We start from the raw sequence: 13,636 nt of genomic DNA on the forward strand, positions 1-13,636 counted from the left end.
CGGCGACGAGGTCTTCGAGATAGGCCGCGATCTCGGGCTGCGGCGCGAACAGGCGCGTCCAATCGGATTTCGGGGCGAAGGAGAGGGAGTAGAGCTGCGAGGGCACGTCGCAGGCGGCCCCCGGATAGGTGTTCTCCCGCCACGTGCCGCCGATGCCGGCGGACTTCTCGATCACGAGGAGGCGGTCGAACCCGGCCTGCCGCGCGCGGATCGCCATGGCGAGGCCGGAGAAGCCGGCGCCGACGATGATCAGGTCGAGGGGTGCCCCGCTCACGCGCCGGTCTCCGCCCGGTGAGTGCCCTCTTCCAGGGTGCGGTGCAGGAAGAGCGCCGCCCTATCGAGGGAGTGGCGCGCCTCCGGCAAAAAACTCTCGGCGAGTTGCCAGGCATGCGCCACCACGGGGAACACCGTGAGATCGACCGGCACGCCCGCGGCCTTGGCCTTCTCGGCGAGCCGCAGGGAATCGTCGCGCAGGATCTCGCGGGCGCCGACATGGATCAGGAGCGGCGGGAAGCCGGACAGATCCGCCTCGATCGGCGAGGCGCGCGGGTCGGCGGGATCGGCCCCGGCGAGATAGGCCGGCACGAGCCGCGTCAGGGCTTCCGGGCGGAACATCGCGTCCCGCCGCCCATTCGTGCGGAACGAGGCGCTGCGGCCGATCAGGTCGGTGGCCGGCGAGAACAGGGCCGCCGCCGCGGGCGGTGTCAGGCCGAGGCGGCGCGCCTCGATGATCGTGGCGAGCGCCAGGGTGCCGCCCGCGGAATCGCCGGCGAGGACCGCCGGCCCGGCCTCCGCGAGCACGGCCCACACCGCGGTGCAATCCTCGACGGCGGCGGGGAAGGGATGCTCCGGCGCCAGCCGGTAATCCGGCGTGAACACCCGGAAGCCCGCACGAGCGAAGCGGCCGGTGACCGGGCGGTAGACGAGCGCCGAGCAGGCGATGAAGCCACCGCCGTGGAGATAGAGCAGGGTAGGGCGCTCGTCCGCGCCCCTGCCCGTGTCCCTTCCCTCGGCCTGCGCCCACTCGCCGGGCACGCCGCCGACCGTGCCTCGGGTGAAGGCGACGCCGGACGGCGCCGGGAACTGGGCGCGCTCGAAGGCGCGGCGGATCGCGAAGACGTCGTGGGTTCCGCCGAGACGTCCCTTCACCGCGAGGCGGATGGCGAGATCGTAGAGGTGGGCGCGCAGGCTCGCCATGGTCAGGTGTCCACCCTCATCGGTCGTCCCGCACGGCGCGGCGGATCAGAGACCAGTAGCGCACCGGCATCAGGCGCTGGATCAGCAGGGCGCGGCGGGCATCCGCGCCGATCACCACCCGGGGCGCGCGCGCCTCGATGCCGCGCAGGATCGCCGCGGCCGCCGTCTCCGGGCGCAGGGTCAGCAGGCGCTCGAAGGCAGCGAGCCCCTCGGCGGCCTCCCGCGGATCCATCCCGCGGGGCGTGCGGGCGTTGCGGGCGATGGCGGTGGCGACGCCTCCGGGATGCACCAGCGTCACGCCGAGCCCGGTGCCCTCGACCTCGTGGCGCAGGGCCTCGGTGAAGCCGCGCACGGCGAACTTGCTCGCCGCGTAGGCCGCCTGCCCCGCGGGCGCGATGATGCCGAACACGCTCGACAGGTTGACGATCTGCGCCTGGGCCTCGGCCCGCAGCAGCGGCAGGCAGGCATGGGTCAGCCGCATCACCGCGTGCAGGTTCACGTCCATCAGCCAGTCGATGTCGGCCGGGTCGGTGTCCTCGAACCGGCCGCCGAGCGCCACGCCGGCATTGTTGACGAGAAGCTGCAGGCCGCCGTGGCGGGCCTGAACCGCGCCCGGCAGGGCGAGGAGCGCCGCCCGGTCGGCGAGGTCGAGCACGTGCTCGCTGACCGCGACGCCGGCGGCGCGGGCGGCGCGCGCCGTCTGGCCCAAGCCCGGCGCGTCCCGGTCGGCCAGGGCCAGGGCGCAGCCGCGCTCCGCCAGCGCAAGGCTCAGCGCCGCGCCGATGCCGCTCGCCGCCCCCGTGACGAGGGCGGTCCGGCCCCGCAGGACGAAGCGCCGTGCCATCGCGTCTCAGGCCTCCGGGGGGAGGGGGCGCGTGCCGGTGGCCTCGGCCAGGGCCTCGATCTCGGCGAGCTTGGCGTGGAGCGCCGACCAGTCGTCGGCCTCGGCGATCGGCGCCCAGAGCGCCTCGACCTCGTCGATCAGCATCGTGCAGGGTTTTTCGCGGGCGAAGTAGGGGTGGTCGAGGTTCACGGTCGGGGAGGGGCGCATCGCCTGGAGCGCGGCGTGGACCGGGCGGAAGGCGTCGCCGGCATAGTGCTCGCCCGCCGGGCTCCGGGCCGCGCGGGGCTCGCTCGCCAGCCCGCCGCGCCAGTCGAAGAAGACCTGCTCGAACGGGGCGCGGCTCTTCTCGAGGAAGGCCCAGAAGGCGCCGACCAGCCGGTGGACCGCGCCCTCGCCCTCCCCCTGCACGGGCGTGACGCCGAGCCGGAACAGGATCGCTTCGGCAAACGCGTCCTGGAGCGCGGGCCCGAAGGTCTTCAGCCCCGCCTCCAGCCGCTCCTTCGGCACGAGACCGAGCAGGCAATCGGCCAGCCGGCTCAGGTTCCAGAACAGGGCCTCGGGCTGGCGGCCGAAGCTGTAGAGGCCCCACTCGTCGAAATAGGCGGCGGTGAAGGCCGGGTCGTGCGCGGGGGCGAAGCGCCACGGCCCGTAATCGAAGCTCTCGCCGGTGAGGTTGATGTTGTCGGTGTTGAGCACGCCGTGGACGAAGCCCGCGGCCATCCACTGCGCCCCCATCCGCGCCACCCGCGCCGTCATCGCCTCGAAGAACAGGGCCGCCCGCTCAGCGCCGTCCGCCGCCCGGATGCCCGGATAGTACGTCTCGACCACGTGATCGACGAGGCGGGCGATGTTTTGGGGCTGTTCGAGGAACAGGAAGCGCTGGAAGGTGCCGATGCGCAGGTGCGAGTGGGAGAGCCGCACCAGCACCGCCGAGCGGGTGGGGGAGGGCTCGTCGCCCCGCTCCAGCGCCTCGCCGGTCTCGATCAGGCTGAACGATTTCGAGGTCTCGACGCCGAGCGCCTCCAGCATGGCGGTGGCGAGCACCTCGCGCACCCCGCCCTTCAGGGTCAGCCGCCCGTCCGCCCCGCGCGACCAGGGCGTCGTGCCGCTGCCCTTGGTGCCGAGATCGAGCAGCCGCCCGTCGCGCAGGTCGTGCAGTTGCGCGAACAGGAAGCCGCGCCCGTCGCCGAGATCGGGGTTGTAGGAGCGGAACTGATGGCCGTGGTAGCGCAGCGCCAGCGGGTGCTCGAACGAGCCGGGCAGGGGGATGAAGCGCGCGAAATGCGCGACCCAGTCCTCGTCCGACAGGCCGTCGAGCCCGACGCGCCGCGCCCACGCCTGGTTGCGGTAGCGCAGGATCGCCGACGGGAAGGCGGCGGGCGCGACGACGTCGGCGAAGTCGGGCCCGAGGTCGGCGTGGCGGCGCGAGGCTTGATGAGGGGGCAGGGGTTCGGCTCCGGTGCGGCGGGAGGAGTCGGGCAGGCGCGGGGGAACGTCAAGCCGACGAACGGGTGAACCCATGGGCGGGGAGGGGCGATCCCTTCACGGAATATGTGTCGTGCCCTCCCCTGGCTATTCTGCCGCCCGCACGGCATGGCATCGGACCGGAACGAGCCTCGTACACGGACCTTCCCGCGTGACCCAAGCCACCCCCGGCTCCCGCGCCTCCGCGGTGGCCTATCCGATCCTGACGCTGACCACCCTGCTCTGGGCGGGCAACACGGTGGCCGGCAAGTGGGCGGTCGGCGAGGTTTCGCCGCAGGTTCTGACGACGCTGCGCTGGGCGTTCGCCTTCGCGGTGCTGGTGGTGGTGGCGCGCCGCCCCATCCTGGCGGACCGGGACCGGCTGGTGCAGCGCTGGCCCTACCTGTTCCTGATGGGGGCGTTCGGCTTCACGATCTTCGCGAGCCTGTTCTACGCCGCGGGCATCTACACCAAGGCGGTCAACGTCGCCCTGATCCAGGGGGCGATCCCCGTCTTCGTCATGGCGCTGAACTTCGCCGTGCGCCGCGTGCCGGTGCGGGCCGGGCAGCTTCTGGGCGCCGCCGTCACCCTGGTGGGCGTCGCGGTGGCGACGACCCACGGCGACCTCGCGGTGCTGGCCCATCTCGGCCTCAATCTCGGCGACGGGCTGATGCTCGTCGCGAGCCTGGTCTATGCCGGCTACACCGTGGCGCTCGCCGGGCGGCCCGCGGTGTCGGGGCTCGCCTTCTTCAGCGCCCTGGCGCTGGCCGCGCTCCTGACCTCGCTGCCGCCGCTGGCCGCCGAATGGGCGCTCGGCCGCTCGATCTGGCCCACCACCGCGACGGCCTGGGCGATCATCGCCTTCGTCGCGCTCGGCCCCTCGCTGCTGGCGCAGCTCTCCTTCATCCGCGGCGTCGAGCTGATCGGCCCGAACCGGGCCGGGCTGTTCGTGAACCTCGTCCCGGTCTTCGGCGCGGGGCTCGCCGTGCTGCTGGCGGGGGAGCCCTTCGGCGGCGCCGAGACGCTGGCGCTCCTCCTCGTGCTCGGCGGCATCCTCATCGCCGAGATCGCCGGGCGGCGCGCGGTACGGGCCAAGGGCCGCTGAGCGTGGGCGGAGGCGAAAAGGGTCCGAGGCGAGGGGGAGGGCGATCTCATTCCACCGCGGGTCGGGACACGGAACAGGACGGCACAGTCGTGGCATCCAGCCCGCAACAAGCCCCTCCAGCCCCACCAGGAGTGTTCGCATAAGATATATTATGGAACATGAGGATGTGTGCGCGACCCCCTTCCGGTATCCATTAACCATGAATCCCCGGCATTTTCCCAGGTTTGCGCCGTTCTGCGCCGATGCGGTCCGGCCTGCCGCGGGTCTCTCGCAATCGTCACAATCGTCGGGCATCAGCCGGAGACATCGGGAAACAGAATCGGCTGTCAGACGCTTCGCCATGTCGTTCCGCACGCTGTCGTTCCGCACGCTTCCGGGCCTGATCCTCGCCGCCGCCCTCGCCGGCCCGCTCGGCGTCACCGGCGCGGGCGCGCAGCCCGATGCGCCGCCGGTCACCGGGCCACGGGTTCTGGAGTCGCAGAAGCCGGCCTCCGCCGAGCGCCTGCCGGCGAAGCTCGTGCGGCTCGCCTCCCTGCTCGGGCGGGACGGCGACGTGCGGATCGTGGCCTTCGGCTCCTCCTCGACGGAAGGGGCGGGTGCCTCGTCGCCGGCCACGGCCTACCCTGCCCTGCTGGAGCGCGACCTCGAGGAGCGCCTGCAGATCGGCGCATCGAGCCGCCGCTCGATCACCGTGATCAACCGCGGCAAGGGCGGCGACACCTCCGAGGCGATGGCGCGGCGCCTGGAGCGCGACGTGCTGGCCGAGCGCCCGGACCTCGTGGTCTGGCAGACCGGCAGCAACGATCCGCTCGCCGGGGTGCCGCTGGAGCGCTTCGTCGAACTGACCCGCGCCGGCATCCTGGCGATCCGCGCGACGGGGGCCGACGTGGTGCTGATGGACCAGCAATGGTGCCAGAAGCTCACCGGCGTGCAGGGCGCCGAGCGCTACGGCGAGGCGCTGCACGCGCTCGCGGCCGAACTCGGCGTGCCGGTGATCCGCCGCCGCGCCCTGATGCAGTCCTGGGTCACGCACGGGCTGATGACCCCGGCCCAGATGATCGGCCCCGACGGCCTGCACATGACCGATGCCGGCTACCGCCAACTCGCCAAGGCGGCCGCCGCCCAGATCCTCGTCGGCGCCGGCCTGATCCAGCCCTCGCTCGCCCGGAACTGACCCTGGAACCGACCGGGGCAGGGGCGCCTTGTCCGCTGAGAGGCCCCCTCCCCGCGCCTTGCCCCGTCTCCTGTCCCTCCTCCTGCGTTGCGTCATGAAGCAGGCCGAACTGACCGAGGCGGCGCTGGCCGCCTTCCTCGATGCCTTCTACGCCCGGGTGCGCCGCGATCCGCTGATCGGGCCCGTCTTCGCCCAGAAGATCCCGGACGAGGCATGGCCGCGCCACCTCGCCACGATCCGCGACTTCTGGTCCTCGGTGCTGCTGAAGACCGGCCGCTACAAGGGCAACCCGTTCGGCCGCCATCTCGGCATCGAGGGGATCGCGCCGACGCATTTCGCGCGCTGGCTCGGCCTGTTCGAGGAGACGGCGAGAGAGGTTTTCGAGCCGTCGATCGCGGCGGAGATCGTCGAGCGGGCGCATCGCATCGGCGACAGCCTCAAGGCCGGGTTGTTCTTCCGGCCGGAGATGCGTGACGTGCGGGCTTGATTTTCTGAGAGGCTGTTCGAGCGACCTGTTTCGGCATCCACGACGCGCCTCATGCTGAGGTGCTGCGCCAGCAGCCTCGAAGCACGCCGCGACGCGTCTCCCTGGAGACCGGTGCCGTGGGATCGACCGTTCCGGGGTGCTTCGAGGCTTGCGTACCGCGAGCGCCTCAGCATGAGGAGCGGCGGATTTGCCAAGGTGGCTCGAGCAAACAGGCTTTACAGATCGACCGTCGCGGTCAGCCCGTCATAGGCCGGCACCACGTTCGGCGGAAGCTTCCGCGCCAGCGTCGCGTAGTCGAGATCGGTGTGGAGGTTGGTGAGGATCGCCCGCTTCGGCGCGACCTCCTCGATCAGGGCGAGCGCGTCCGAGACCGAGTAGTGCGACGGGTGCGGCGTCTCGCGCAGGGCGTCGATGATCAGCAGGTCGAGGCCGTGCAGGCGGGCCTTGGCCGCCTCGGGCATCACGCTCACGTCCGGCGCGTAGGCGGCGGGGCCGAAGCGGAAGCCGTGGGCGATCTCGTTGCCGTGCTCCATGCGGAAGGCTTCCGCCGCGATCGGGCCGCCCGCGCCGTCGATGGTCAGGACCGCGCCGGCCTGCATCTCGTGCAGGTCGAGGATCGGCGGGTAGAGGCTGCCCGGCGGCGTCTCGAAGGCGTAGCCGAAGCGCTGGATCAGCATCGCCCGGGTGAGGGGGTCGGCGTGGACCGGAATGCGCCGGTGCATGTGGATGACGAGGGGGCGCACGTCGTCGATGCCGTGGGTGTGGTCGGCGTGGGCGTGGGTGTAGAGCAGGGCGTCGAGGCGGATGACGCCGGCATCGATGAGCTGCTCGCGCAGGTCTGGCGAGGTGTCGATCAGCACCGTCGTGGCGCCCCCTCGCCCGTCGTCCTCCCCTTCCCTGTTCCCTTGGCGCCGCTCCACCAGCAGCGAGCAGCGGCGGCGGCGGTTGCGCGGATCGGCCGGGTCGCAGGCGCCCCAGCCGTAGCCGACCCGCGGCACGCCGCCGGACGAGCCGCAGCCGAGGATGCGCAGGCTCAAGCGCGGCATGCCCCCTCCCCCATGCTCATCGCCCGCCCCTCATCGCCCGGCCCTCATGCCGCCCCTCATGCCGACAAGCCCTCGATCGCCGCGGCCTTGGCGAACAGCCGGTAGAAGTTGGCCGTGGTGCGCGCGGCGAAGTCCTCGACGGGCAGGTCGAGCGCCTTGGCCAGCACCCGCGCGGTGTCGGCGGTGTAGGCCGGCTCGCAGCGCCGGCCCCGGTGCGGCTCGGGCGCGAGGAACGGCGCGTCGGTCTCGACCAGGATGCGGTCGAGGGGCACGCTCCGGGCGATGTCGCGGAGCGCATCCGAGCGGCGGAAGGTGACGATGCCGGAGAACGACACCGACAGGCCGAGCTCGACCCCGACTTCAGCGAGCCGCGCCCCCGAGGAGAAGCAGTGCAGCACCGCCTTGAACGGCGCTCGCGCCATCTCGTCGGTGAGCACCGCCTCCATATGCGCGTCGGCGTCGCGGGAATGGATCACCAGCGGCAGGCCGGAGAGGCGGGCGGCCTCGATATGCGCGCGCAGCACCCGCTCCTGCACCGCCTCGGGGGCGGCGTCCTCGTAATGGTAGTCGAGCCCCGCCTCGCCGATCCCGACGCAGCGCGGGGCGTCGGCGAGCGCTGCGATGGTGTCCGCCGGGACGTCCGGCTCCTCGGCGGCGCCGTGCGGGTGGGTGCCGACCGTGTACCAGACCGACGCGTGCGCCTCGGCGAGGGCGCGGTAGCTGTCCGCCTTGGCGACCCGCGTCGAGATGGTGAGGAGGCGCGTCACGCCGGCCTCGGCCGCGCGGGCGATCACCCCGGGGATGTCCGCGGCGAAGTCCGGAAAGTCGAGATGGCAGTGGCTGTCGACCAGCATGGTCTCTTCGGGCAGATTTGTTTGGGGAGGAGCGGCGCGGGGCGACGGCCGCGTCAGGCCGCCGCCTCCGGCTTCTCGAACCGCGGAAAAATCGGGGCCGGGGCGGGCAGGGCCGTGCCGGCCTGCAGGCGGTGCTCGGCGCCGGCGAAGGCGAAGCTGCGCGCGTCCACCGGCACGGCGAGCAGGTCGAGCAGGGCCGCGCCCGCCGTCGGCACGAAGGGCTGCACCATCAGGCCGACCCGGCGCAGGGTCTCGACCGTGACGTAGAGCACCGTGTTCATCCGCTCCGGATCGGACTTGCGCAGGCGCCACGGCTCCTCGGAGGCGAAGTAGCGGTTGGTCTCGGCCACGACCGCCCAGATCTCGGCCAGGATCGCGTGCAGGGCGAGATCGCGCATCAGCCCCCGCGCCGTCTCCGGCAGGGCGGCGGCGGCGGCGAGCAGGCGCTCGTCGGCCTCCGTGAGGGGCCCCGGTTCCGGCACCGCGCCCCCGCAGTTTTTCGCCACCATCGAGAGCGAGCGCTGGGCGAGGTTGCCGAGGTCGTTGGCGAGATCCGCGTTGATGCGGGTGATGATCGCCTCGTGGTCGTAATTGCCGTCGCCGCCGAAGGGCGCCTCGCGCAGGAGGAAGTACCGCACCGGATCGACGCCGTAGGTGTCGACGAGATCGAGCGGATCGACCACGTTGCCGAGCGACTTCGAGATCTTCTCGCCGCGGCTGAGGAAGAAGCCGTGGCCGAAGATGCGCTTGGGCAGCGGCAGCCCGGCCGACATCAGGAAGGCCGGCCAGTAGACTGCGTGGAAGCGGACGATGTCCTTGCCGATGATGTGGAGCGCCGCCGGCCAGAACCGGGCGTTGGGCGCCTGCGCATCGGGAAAGCCCGTCACCGTCAGATAGTTGGTGAGCGCGTCGACCCAGACATACATGACGTGGCCCGGCCGGTCCGGCACCGGCACGCCCCAGTCGAAGGTGGTGCGGCTCATCGAGAGATCCTTGAGGCCGGATCGCACGAAGCTCGCGACCTCGTTCATCCGCGTCTCCGGGCCGAGGAAGTCCGGCTGTTCCGCGTAGAGCGCGAGCAGGGGCTCCTGGTACTTGGAGAGGCGGAAGAGGTAGTTCTCCTCCTCCATCCACTCGACGGGGGTGTCCGTCTTGATCGAGCGGCGGCCGCCGTCGGGGCCGAGCACGGTCTCGGCCTCGTCGTAATAGGCCTCGTCGCGCACGGAGTACCAGCCGGCATACTTGGCCAGATAGATGTCGCCGTTGGCCTCCATGCGCCGCCACAGCGCCTGGGCGGCGGCGTAGTGATCGGGCTCGGTGGTGCGGATGAAGCGGTCGTAGGCGCAGTCGAGCCGGTCGGCCATCGCCTTGAAGCGCCCGGCCATGTCGTCGACGAAGGCGCGCGGCGTCACCCCGGCCTTGGCGGCGGTCTGCTGGATCTTGAGGCCGTGCTCGTCGGTGCCGGTGGTGAACAGCACCTCGCGCCCGTCGAGGCGGTGGAAGCGGGCGATGGCGTCGGTGGCGATGACCTCGTAGGCGTGGCCGATATGCGGCGCGCCGTTGGGGTAGGAGATCGCCGTGGTGATGAGGAAGGGCTCGTTCGCCTTCTCGCTCGCGCTCACGTCAGAAGATGTCCCGGATGCGAAGGGTCGGTCGGACTGAAGAGCCTTGTGGCGCGAAAACGTCCCGCGACGCAACCGGACCCGCGGGTGCCGCGGGCCGGCTCAGACGCGAGAAAGCCCCGCCGGGGACCCGGCGGGGCTTTCTCGTCCGACAGCGTTCGTGCGGCTTGCCGAGACGCTCAGGCGGCGTGCCGGGCGGCGACCGGCGAGAGGTTCTCGTTGCCGACCTTGACCGCGTTGCGCTTCGGGGCGGCCGGGGCGGCCTCGCCGACGGCGGCGAACTCACCGGCGGACACGGTGCCGGCCTGCGGGCCGAAGCGGTTGGCCACCAGGGTGACCAGGAAGATGTTGGCCGCACCGGCGGCGACGGCGGCGAGGAGAGCCAGAGAGATCATGAGGAGCGTCCCGTGCGGTGTGTTGCGTTGCAGCGTATGTGCCACCGCAGCGCACCTTTTGGTATACCAGACACCATATGCCACGCATTCGCTGGACGCATGGATCGAAGCTCTGCAGGCCTGAGACCTGTCATTTTTGCAATATGGTGCGCGATTGCCCGGCTTTCTGATCTATTGTGCATGGACACGGGGCCGGACATCGGTTTAATCCTCGCCGGCAACGAGACGGTCGAATACTGAGGCTCACGCGTGAGCCGTGCGCGTCGATCTCACTCTCCGGATGCTTCGAGGAAGGTCTGCATGTCCATCGCCAAGGTTCGCGAGTCCGACGAGCAGTGGATCGAGCTTCCGGAGCCGAATCTTGACCGCCATTTCCTGCGCGCGCATCCTCAGGCTGCCAACGACAACCGGCGCTCGTTGAGCGAAACCTTTCGTGCCGTGCAGGTCGGCGCCTGCGTTGTCCTGATCGGCGCCGCGACGCTGATCGGTGCCCTGATCTGACCGAACCTCGGACGGAGACCGCGCTGCCGTGCAGGCCGAACCGGTGACAACAAAAAAGGCGCCTCGCGGCGCCTTCTTCGTCTCGGTGGTCTGAGGCCGGTCCTAGGAAGCCTTGCGACGGCCCTTGCCTTCCGCCCCGCCGGCCGGCTCCGAGCCCTCGACGTTCAGGCGCTCGGCGATCTGCGTCAGCAGCTGATCGGTCTTCTTCTCTTCCTGCAGGGTCTCGTCGAGCAGCTTGGCGGCGTCCGCGTAGCCGAGTTGGCTCGCCCAGGTCTTCAGCGTGCCGTAGCGGGCGATCTCGTAATGCTCGACGGCCTGGGCGCAGGCCGCCAGCACGGCATCGGCCGCCGGGCTGTCCTCGAAATCCTCGAGATCCTCCTCCATCTCCGAGGTCAGCCCCTGCATCGCCTCGCAGGTCTTGGCGCGGGACGGCTTGCCGATGATCTCGAACACCTGCTGCAGACGCTCGACCTGACCGGCGCTTTCCTCGGCATGCGTCTCGAAGGCTTGGCGCAGCTCCTCGTGCTCGGCCGCCTTGGCCGACTTCTTCAGCGCACGCACGGACTGTTTCTCGGCGTAATAAACGTCCTTCAGCGTCTCGTAGAACGCATCGTGCAAGGTCTTCTGTTTGGTGGCCATGGTGATTCGTCTCCGGATTGTTCAACGGGTCGGCTGCGGGAGCGATCTCACCGGCAGCCTGTCCCGTTGAAACGCCACGCTCGGCGCCCGGGTCCGCAAATTATAGCGGGGAAGACTGCAAAATTGCCGGGAACCTTCGGGCGGATGAACCACGCCGCGAACGGCTCCGCCCGCCGCCACCCTGGCCTGTCCCGGGCCGCCCGCCGCGTCGCCGAAGGGCTCGTTCCCCTCCGCGTGCGGATGTCGAAGCCCGGCCGCCCGACCTGTTGCCGAATGGCAGCACGCGCCGACGAACGCCGCCGCCACGCCAAAACGGCCCAAGTCTTCGTTACGGATCGCTTCCGAAGCCCGCGGGGACCCGACGCGCCCGCCGGGGCCGGAAACACGCATCGTCATGCTCGCACGCCTTGCCCGGATGCTGCCCAGGCCCGCACGGACCGCGCCGCTGGTCGCCGCACATCCGGCCACCGGCCTCGGACCGGGGGTCGCCCTGGAGGCCGGGCCCGTCCCCGCCTCGGCCGGCCGCCGCGCGGCCGCCGGCCTTAGCAACATCCAGATCCTGCGCGGGCTCGCGGCGGCGACGGTGCTCGTCCATCACGCGGCGGTCTACGCCCAGATCCTGCGCGGGGCGGAGCCTTCGTTCCCGACCTTCGAGGCGATGATGGGCGTGTGGGGCGTCGCCGTCTTCTTCGCGATTTCCGGGACCCTGATGGCGGGGCTCGTGGTGCGCGACCGCCCCCTGGTGTTCCTGGCGCACCGAATCTCGCGGATCTTCCCGACCTACCTCGCGGTCGTCGCGCTGTTCGCCGCCGTGTTCGCCGCCCTCGGCCTGAGCCTCGGCGGTCTCGCTCCGCTCTCCCTGTCGCTCGCGCCCGCCGGCCCGCGCAGCTACGCGCTCAACGTCGAGTGGACCCTCGTCTTCGAGACGAGCTTCTATGTCGGCCTGTTCGGGCTGGCGAGTGCCGGCCTCGCCCGCCGGATCGTGCCGCTGGCCGTCCTCTGGCTGGTCCTGCTCGCGGCGGCGTTCCTGCTGCTGCCGGCGGCCTCGCGCGACCTGGTCCTGCCGCCGGCCTACATGCTGCCCGTGGCGGCCGCCTGCGTGCCCTTCGCGGGCGGCCTGCTGCTGCCCCGGCTGATCGCCTCCGGCCGGATCACCCCCATGGCCGGCTTGCTCGCTCTCCCGCTGTTCGCCGCCTGCCTCTTCGTCGAGCGCGACCTGGCGCGCTGGCTCGGCGGGATCGCGGCCGTGCTGCTCGTGGGAGCCGCGGCCTCGGCCCGTCAGGCCCGGGGCGAAGGCGCCGTGACGCGGGCGGCGCTGTCCCTCGGCGATGCGAGTTACGTGCTCTACCTCGTCCACGTCCCGGTGCTGGTGCTGACCGCCCGGGCTGTGCCCGCCCACTGGTCCGGGCTCGCCTACGGACTCACCGCCATCGTGGTCGCGCTCGGGCTCGCCGTGCTGCTCGGACCCGTGGATCTCGCGCTCTACCGCGCCCTGCGCCGCCGCATCGACGCGGCCGCGCCCGTCACCCTCCGGCGCTGGCTCGCCGCCTACCTGCTGATGTTTGCCGGCTGTGCCGCCTGGGGCAGCGCGGACACCGCCCGCGACGACTGGCAGGAGAGACGGGCACGGACGGCGCTCGCCGCTCTGCCCGCCGGGAGCTGGACCGACCCCGCGGCGGCCACCGCGGCGATCGACGGCCGCGGCCTCACGCTTCCCCCCTCGATGCAGGGCGCGCTGGAGTTCATCACGCGCACCTCGCCGGTCGATGCCGTGGTCTCGGCCTACGCCTTCGATCCGGCGAGGCCGACGCAGACCTATCGGCTGGCCGTCTACTGCTCCGGCCGCCTGATCGGCCTCGATCGGCCGCGCCGGATGCGCAAGGATCTCGCCGAGGTGATCGGCCCGGCGCGTCCGGGCCACCGGATCGGCTTCTGGATGCAGATCCCTGCGGCCGCTTGCGCGGCGGACCCGGCCCCGCTCGCGCTCGCCATCGATGCGGACGGGCGGATGGGCGTGCTGGCTGCGCCGGGGCGCTGAACGCTTCTCACCCGGCTTCGTCGATCGCGCTCACGCCCGTGCGGCCGCCGCCAGTTCGCGGAAGGCCGCGAGCACCAGCGGCCGGCGGTCGAGGTTGTAGATCGCCGCCTCGCGGGCGGACGACGCGATGCGCTCGGCGGCCTCGACGAGCCCGAGCAAGCGGGCCGGCCCCTCGTCCCGGCGCCGGTCGAGCTCGGCGGCGACGTGGCGCTGGATCGCGTCGAGGACGGTGGCGAGCAGCGGCTCGGCGTCGCGGCCGGCGAGCGTCTC

The 13,636-nt window shown here is 71.8% G+C and carries 14 protein-coding genes and 1 pseudogene; 5 read left to right on the forward strand and 10 right to left on the reverse strand.

Annotation, left to right across the window (positions count from 1 at the left end):
* From MFF42_RS21715 to MFF42_RS21730, 4 genes are all read right to left on the reverse strand, one after another.
* A partial coding sequence (locus tag MFF42_RS21715) for an NAD(P)-binding protein (RefSeq protein WP_238257671.1) occupies positions 1–274 on the reverse strand: 274 nt, incomplete at its 3' end.
* The gene (locus MFF42_RS21720; protein WP_238257673.1) at positions 271–1,197 is read right to left on the reverse strand and encodes an alpha/beta hydrolase; all 927 of its coding nucleotides are present in this window, start codon (positions 1,195–1,197) and stop codon (positions 271–273) included. The genes MFF42_RS21715 and MFF42_RS21720, both read right to left, overlap by 4 nt.
* Positions 1,198–1,213: 16 nt before the next feature.
* The gene (locus MFF42_RS21725; protein ID WP_238257675.1) at positions 1,214–2,041 is read right to left on the reverse strand and encodes an SDR family NAD(P)-dependent oxidoreductase; all 828 of its coding nucleotides are present in this window, start codon (positions 2,039–2,041) and stop codon (positions 1,214–1,216) included.
* Between the two features lie 6 nt (positions 2,042–2,047).
* Positions 2,048–3,562: a protein adenylyltransferase SelO gene (locus MFF42_RS21730; protein WP_238257676.1), complete on the reverse strand. Its 1,515-nt coding sequence runs from the start codon at positions 3,560–3,562 to the stop codon at positions 2,048–2,050.
* A 115-nt stretch (positions 3,563–3,677) separates the two neighbouring features.
* Here MFF42_RS21730 and MFF42_RS21735 point away from each other — a divergent pair, with 115 nt between their 5' ends.
* The 3 genes from MFF42_RS21735 (at position 3,678) to MFF42_RS21745 (ending at position 6,271) form a co-directional block, all read left to right on the forward strand.
* Positions 3,678–4,610 carry a DMT family transporter gene (locus MFF42_RS21735; RefSeq protein ID WP_238257678.1) on the forward strand — a complete coding sequence of 311 codons (933 nt, stop codon included), beginning with the start codon at positions 3,678–3,680 and terminating at the stop codon, positions 4,608–4,610.
* Positions 4,611–4,950: 340 nt separating this feature from the next.
* Positions 4,951–5,784, forward strand: a complete 834-nt coding sequence (locus MFF42_RS21740) for an SGNH/GDSL hydrolase family protein (protein WP_238257680.1) — start codon at positions 4,951–4,953, stop codon at positions 5,782–5,784.
* 94 nt (positions 5,785–5,878) lie between these two features.
* A complete protein-coding gene (locus MFF42_RS21745) occupies positions 5,879–6,271 on the forward strand; it encodes a group III truncated hemoglobin (RefSeq protein WP_238257682.1) in 393 nt (130 codons plus the stop codon).
* 215 nt (positions 6,272–6,486) lie between these two features.
* Here the strand turns inward: MFF42_RS21745 and MFF42_RS21750 are convergent, their stop codons facing one another.
* From MFF42_RS21750 to MFF42_RS21765, 4 genes are all read right to left on the reverse strand, one after another.
* Positions 6,487–7,317 (reverse strand): MBL fold metallo-hydrolase, encoded by an 831-nt coding sequence (locus tag MFF42_RS21750; protein ID WP_238257684.1) that lies wholly within the window; start codon positions 7,315–7,317, stop codon positions 6,487–6,489.
* Between the two features lie 56 nt (positions 7,318–7,373).
* Complete coding sequence (locus MFF42_RS21755; RefSeq protein ID WP_238257686.1) at positions 7,374–8,171, reverse strand: TatD family hydrolase; 798 nt, start codon at positions 8,169–8,171, stop codon at positions 7,374–7,376.
* Positions 8,172–8,224: 53 nt separating this feature from the next.
* The gene (metG, locus tag MFF42_RS21760) at positions 8,225–9,793 is read right to left on the reverse strand and encodes a methionine--tRNA ligase (protein WP_238257688.1); all 1,569 of its coding nucleotides are present in this window, start codon (positions 9,791–9,793) and stop codon (positions 8,225–8,227) included.
* Positions 9,794–9,972: 179 nt separating this feature from the next.
* Entirely contained in the window at positions 9,973–10,188 is a 216-nt protein-coding gene (locus tag MFF42_RS21765; protein ID WP_238257690.1) for a hypothetical protein, read from the reverse strand.
* Positions 10,189–10,488: 300 nt separating this feature from the next.
* Between MFF42_RS21765 and MFF42_RS21770 the strand changes: the two genes are divergently transcribed.
* Positions 10,489–10,689: a hypothetical protein gene (locus MFF42_RS21770; RefSeq protein ID WP_238257691.1), complete on the forward strand. Its 201-nt coding sequence runs from the start codon at positions 10,489–10,491 to the stop codon at positions 10,687–10,689.
* Between the two features lie 102 nt (positions 10,690–10,791).
* On the opposite strand, the gene MFF42_RS21775 is transcribed toward MFF42_RS21770, so the two are convergent.
* A complete protein-coding gene (locus MFF42_RS21775) occupies positions 10,792–11,328 on the reverse strand; it encodes a YciE/YciF ferroxidase family protein (RefSeq protein ID WP_238257693.1) in 537 nt (178 codons plus the stop codon).
* A 394-nt stretch (positions 11,329–11,722) separates the two neighbouring features.
* On the opposite strand from MFF42_RS21775, the gene MFF42_RS21780 reads away from it, so the two are divergent.
* Positions 11,723–13,366, forward strand: a complete 1,644-nt coding sequence (locus MFF42_RS21780; RefSeq protein ID WP_238257695.1) for an acyltransferase family protein — start codon at positions 11,723–11,725, stop codon at positions 13,364–13,366.
* Positions 13,367–13,396: 30 nt separating this feature from the next.
* Here MFF42_RS21780 and MFF42_RS21785 read toward each other — a convergent pair.
* Positions 13,397–13,636, reverse strand: a pseudogene (locus tag MFF42_RS21785) (DNA polymerase III subunit delta'); the annotation flags it as partial.

This window comes from Methylorubrum podarium, assembly GCF_022179745.1.
GTDB lineage: Bacteria > Pseudomonadota > Alphaproteobacteria > Rhizobiales > Beijerinckiaceae > Methylobacterium > Methylobacterium podarium.

Excerpts from the sequence above, each read along its gene's own strand:
- MFF42_RS21720 (WP_238257673.1), bottom strand. The coding sequence starts at position 1,197 with ATGGCGAGCCTGCGCGCCCACCTCTACGATCTCGCCATCCGCCTCGCG.
- MFF42_RS21725 (WP_238257675.1), bottom strand. The coding sequence starts at position 2,041 with ATGGCACGGCGCTTCGTCCTGCGGGGCCGGACCGCCCTCGTCACGGGG.
- MFF42_RS21730 (WP_238257676.1), bottom strand. The coding sequence starts at position 3,562 with ATGGGTTCACCCGTTCGTCGGCTTGACGTTCCCCCGCGCCTGCCCGAC.
- MFF42_RS21740 (WP_238257680.1), top strand. The coding sequence starts at position 4,951 with ATGTCGTTCCGCACGCTGTCGTTCCGCACGCTTCCGGGCCTGATCCTC.
- MFF42_RS21745 (WP_238257682.1), top strand. The coding sequence starts at position 5,879 with ATGAAGCAGGCCGAACTGACCGAGGCGGCGCTGGCCGCCTTCCTCGAT.
- MFF42_RS21750 (WP_238257684.1), bottom strand. The coding sequence starts at position 7,317 with ATGCCGCGCTTGAGCCTGCGCATCCTCGGCTGCGGCTCGTCCGGCGGC.
- MFF42_RS21755 (WP_238257686.1), bottom strand. The coding sequence starts at position 8,171 with ATGCTGGTCGACAGCCACTGCCATCTCGACTTTCCGGACTTCGCCGCG.
- MFF42_RS21765 (WP_238257690.1), bottom strand. The coding sequence starts at position 10,188 with ATGATCTCTCTGGCTCTCCTCGCCGCCGTCGCCGCCGGTGCGGCCAAC.
- MFF42_RS21770 (WP_238257691.1), top strand. The coding sequence starts at position 10,489 with ATGTCCATCGCCAAGGTTCGCGAGTCCGACGAGCAGTGGATCGAGCTT.
- MFF42_RS21775 (WP_238257693.1), bottom strand. The coding sequence starts at position 11,328 with ATGGCCACCAAACAGAAGACCTTGCACGATGCGTTCTACGAGACGCTG.
- MFF42_RS21780 (WP_238257695.1), top strand. The coding sequence starts at position 11,723 with ATGCTCGCACGCCTTGCCCGGATGCTGCCCAGGCCCGCACGGACCGCG.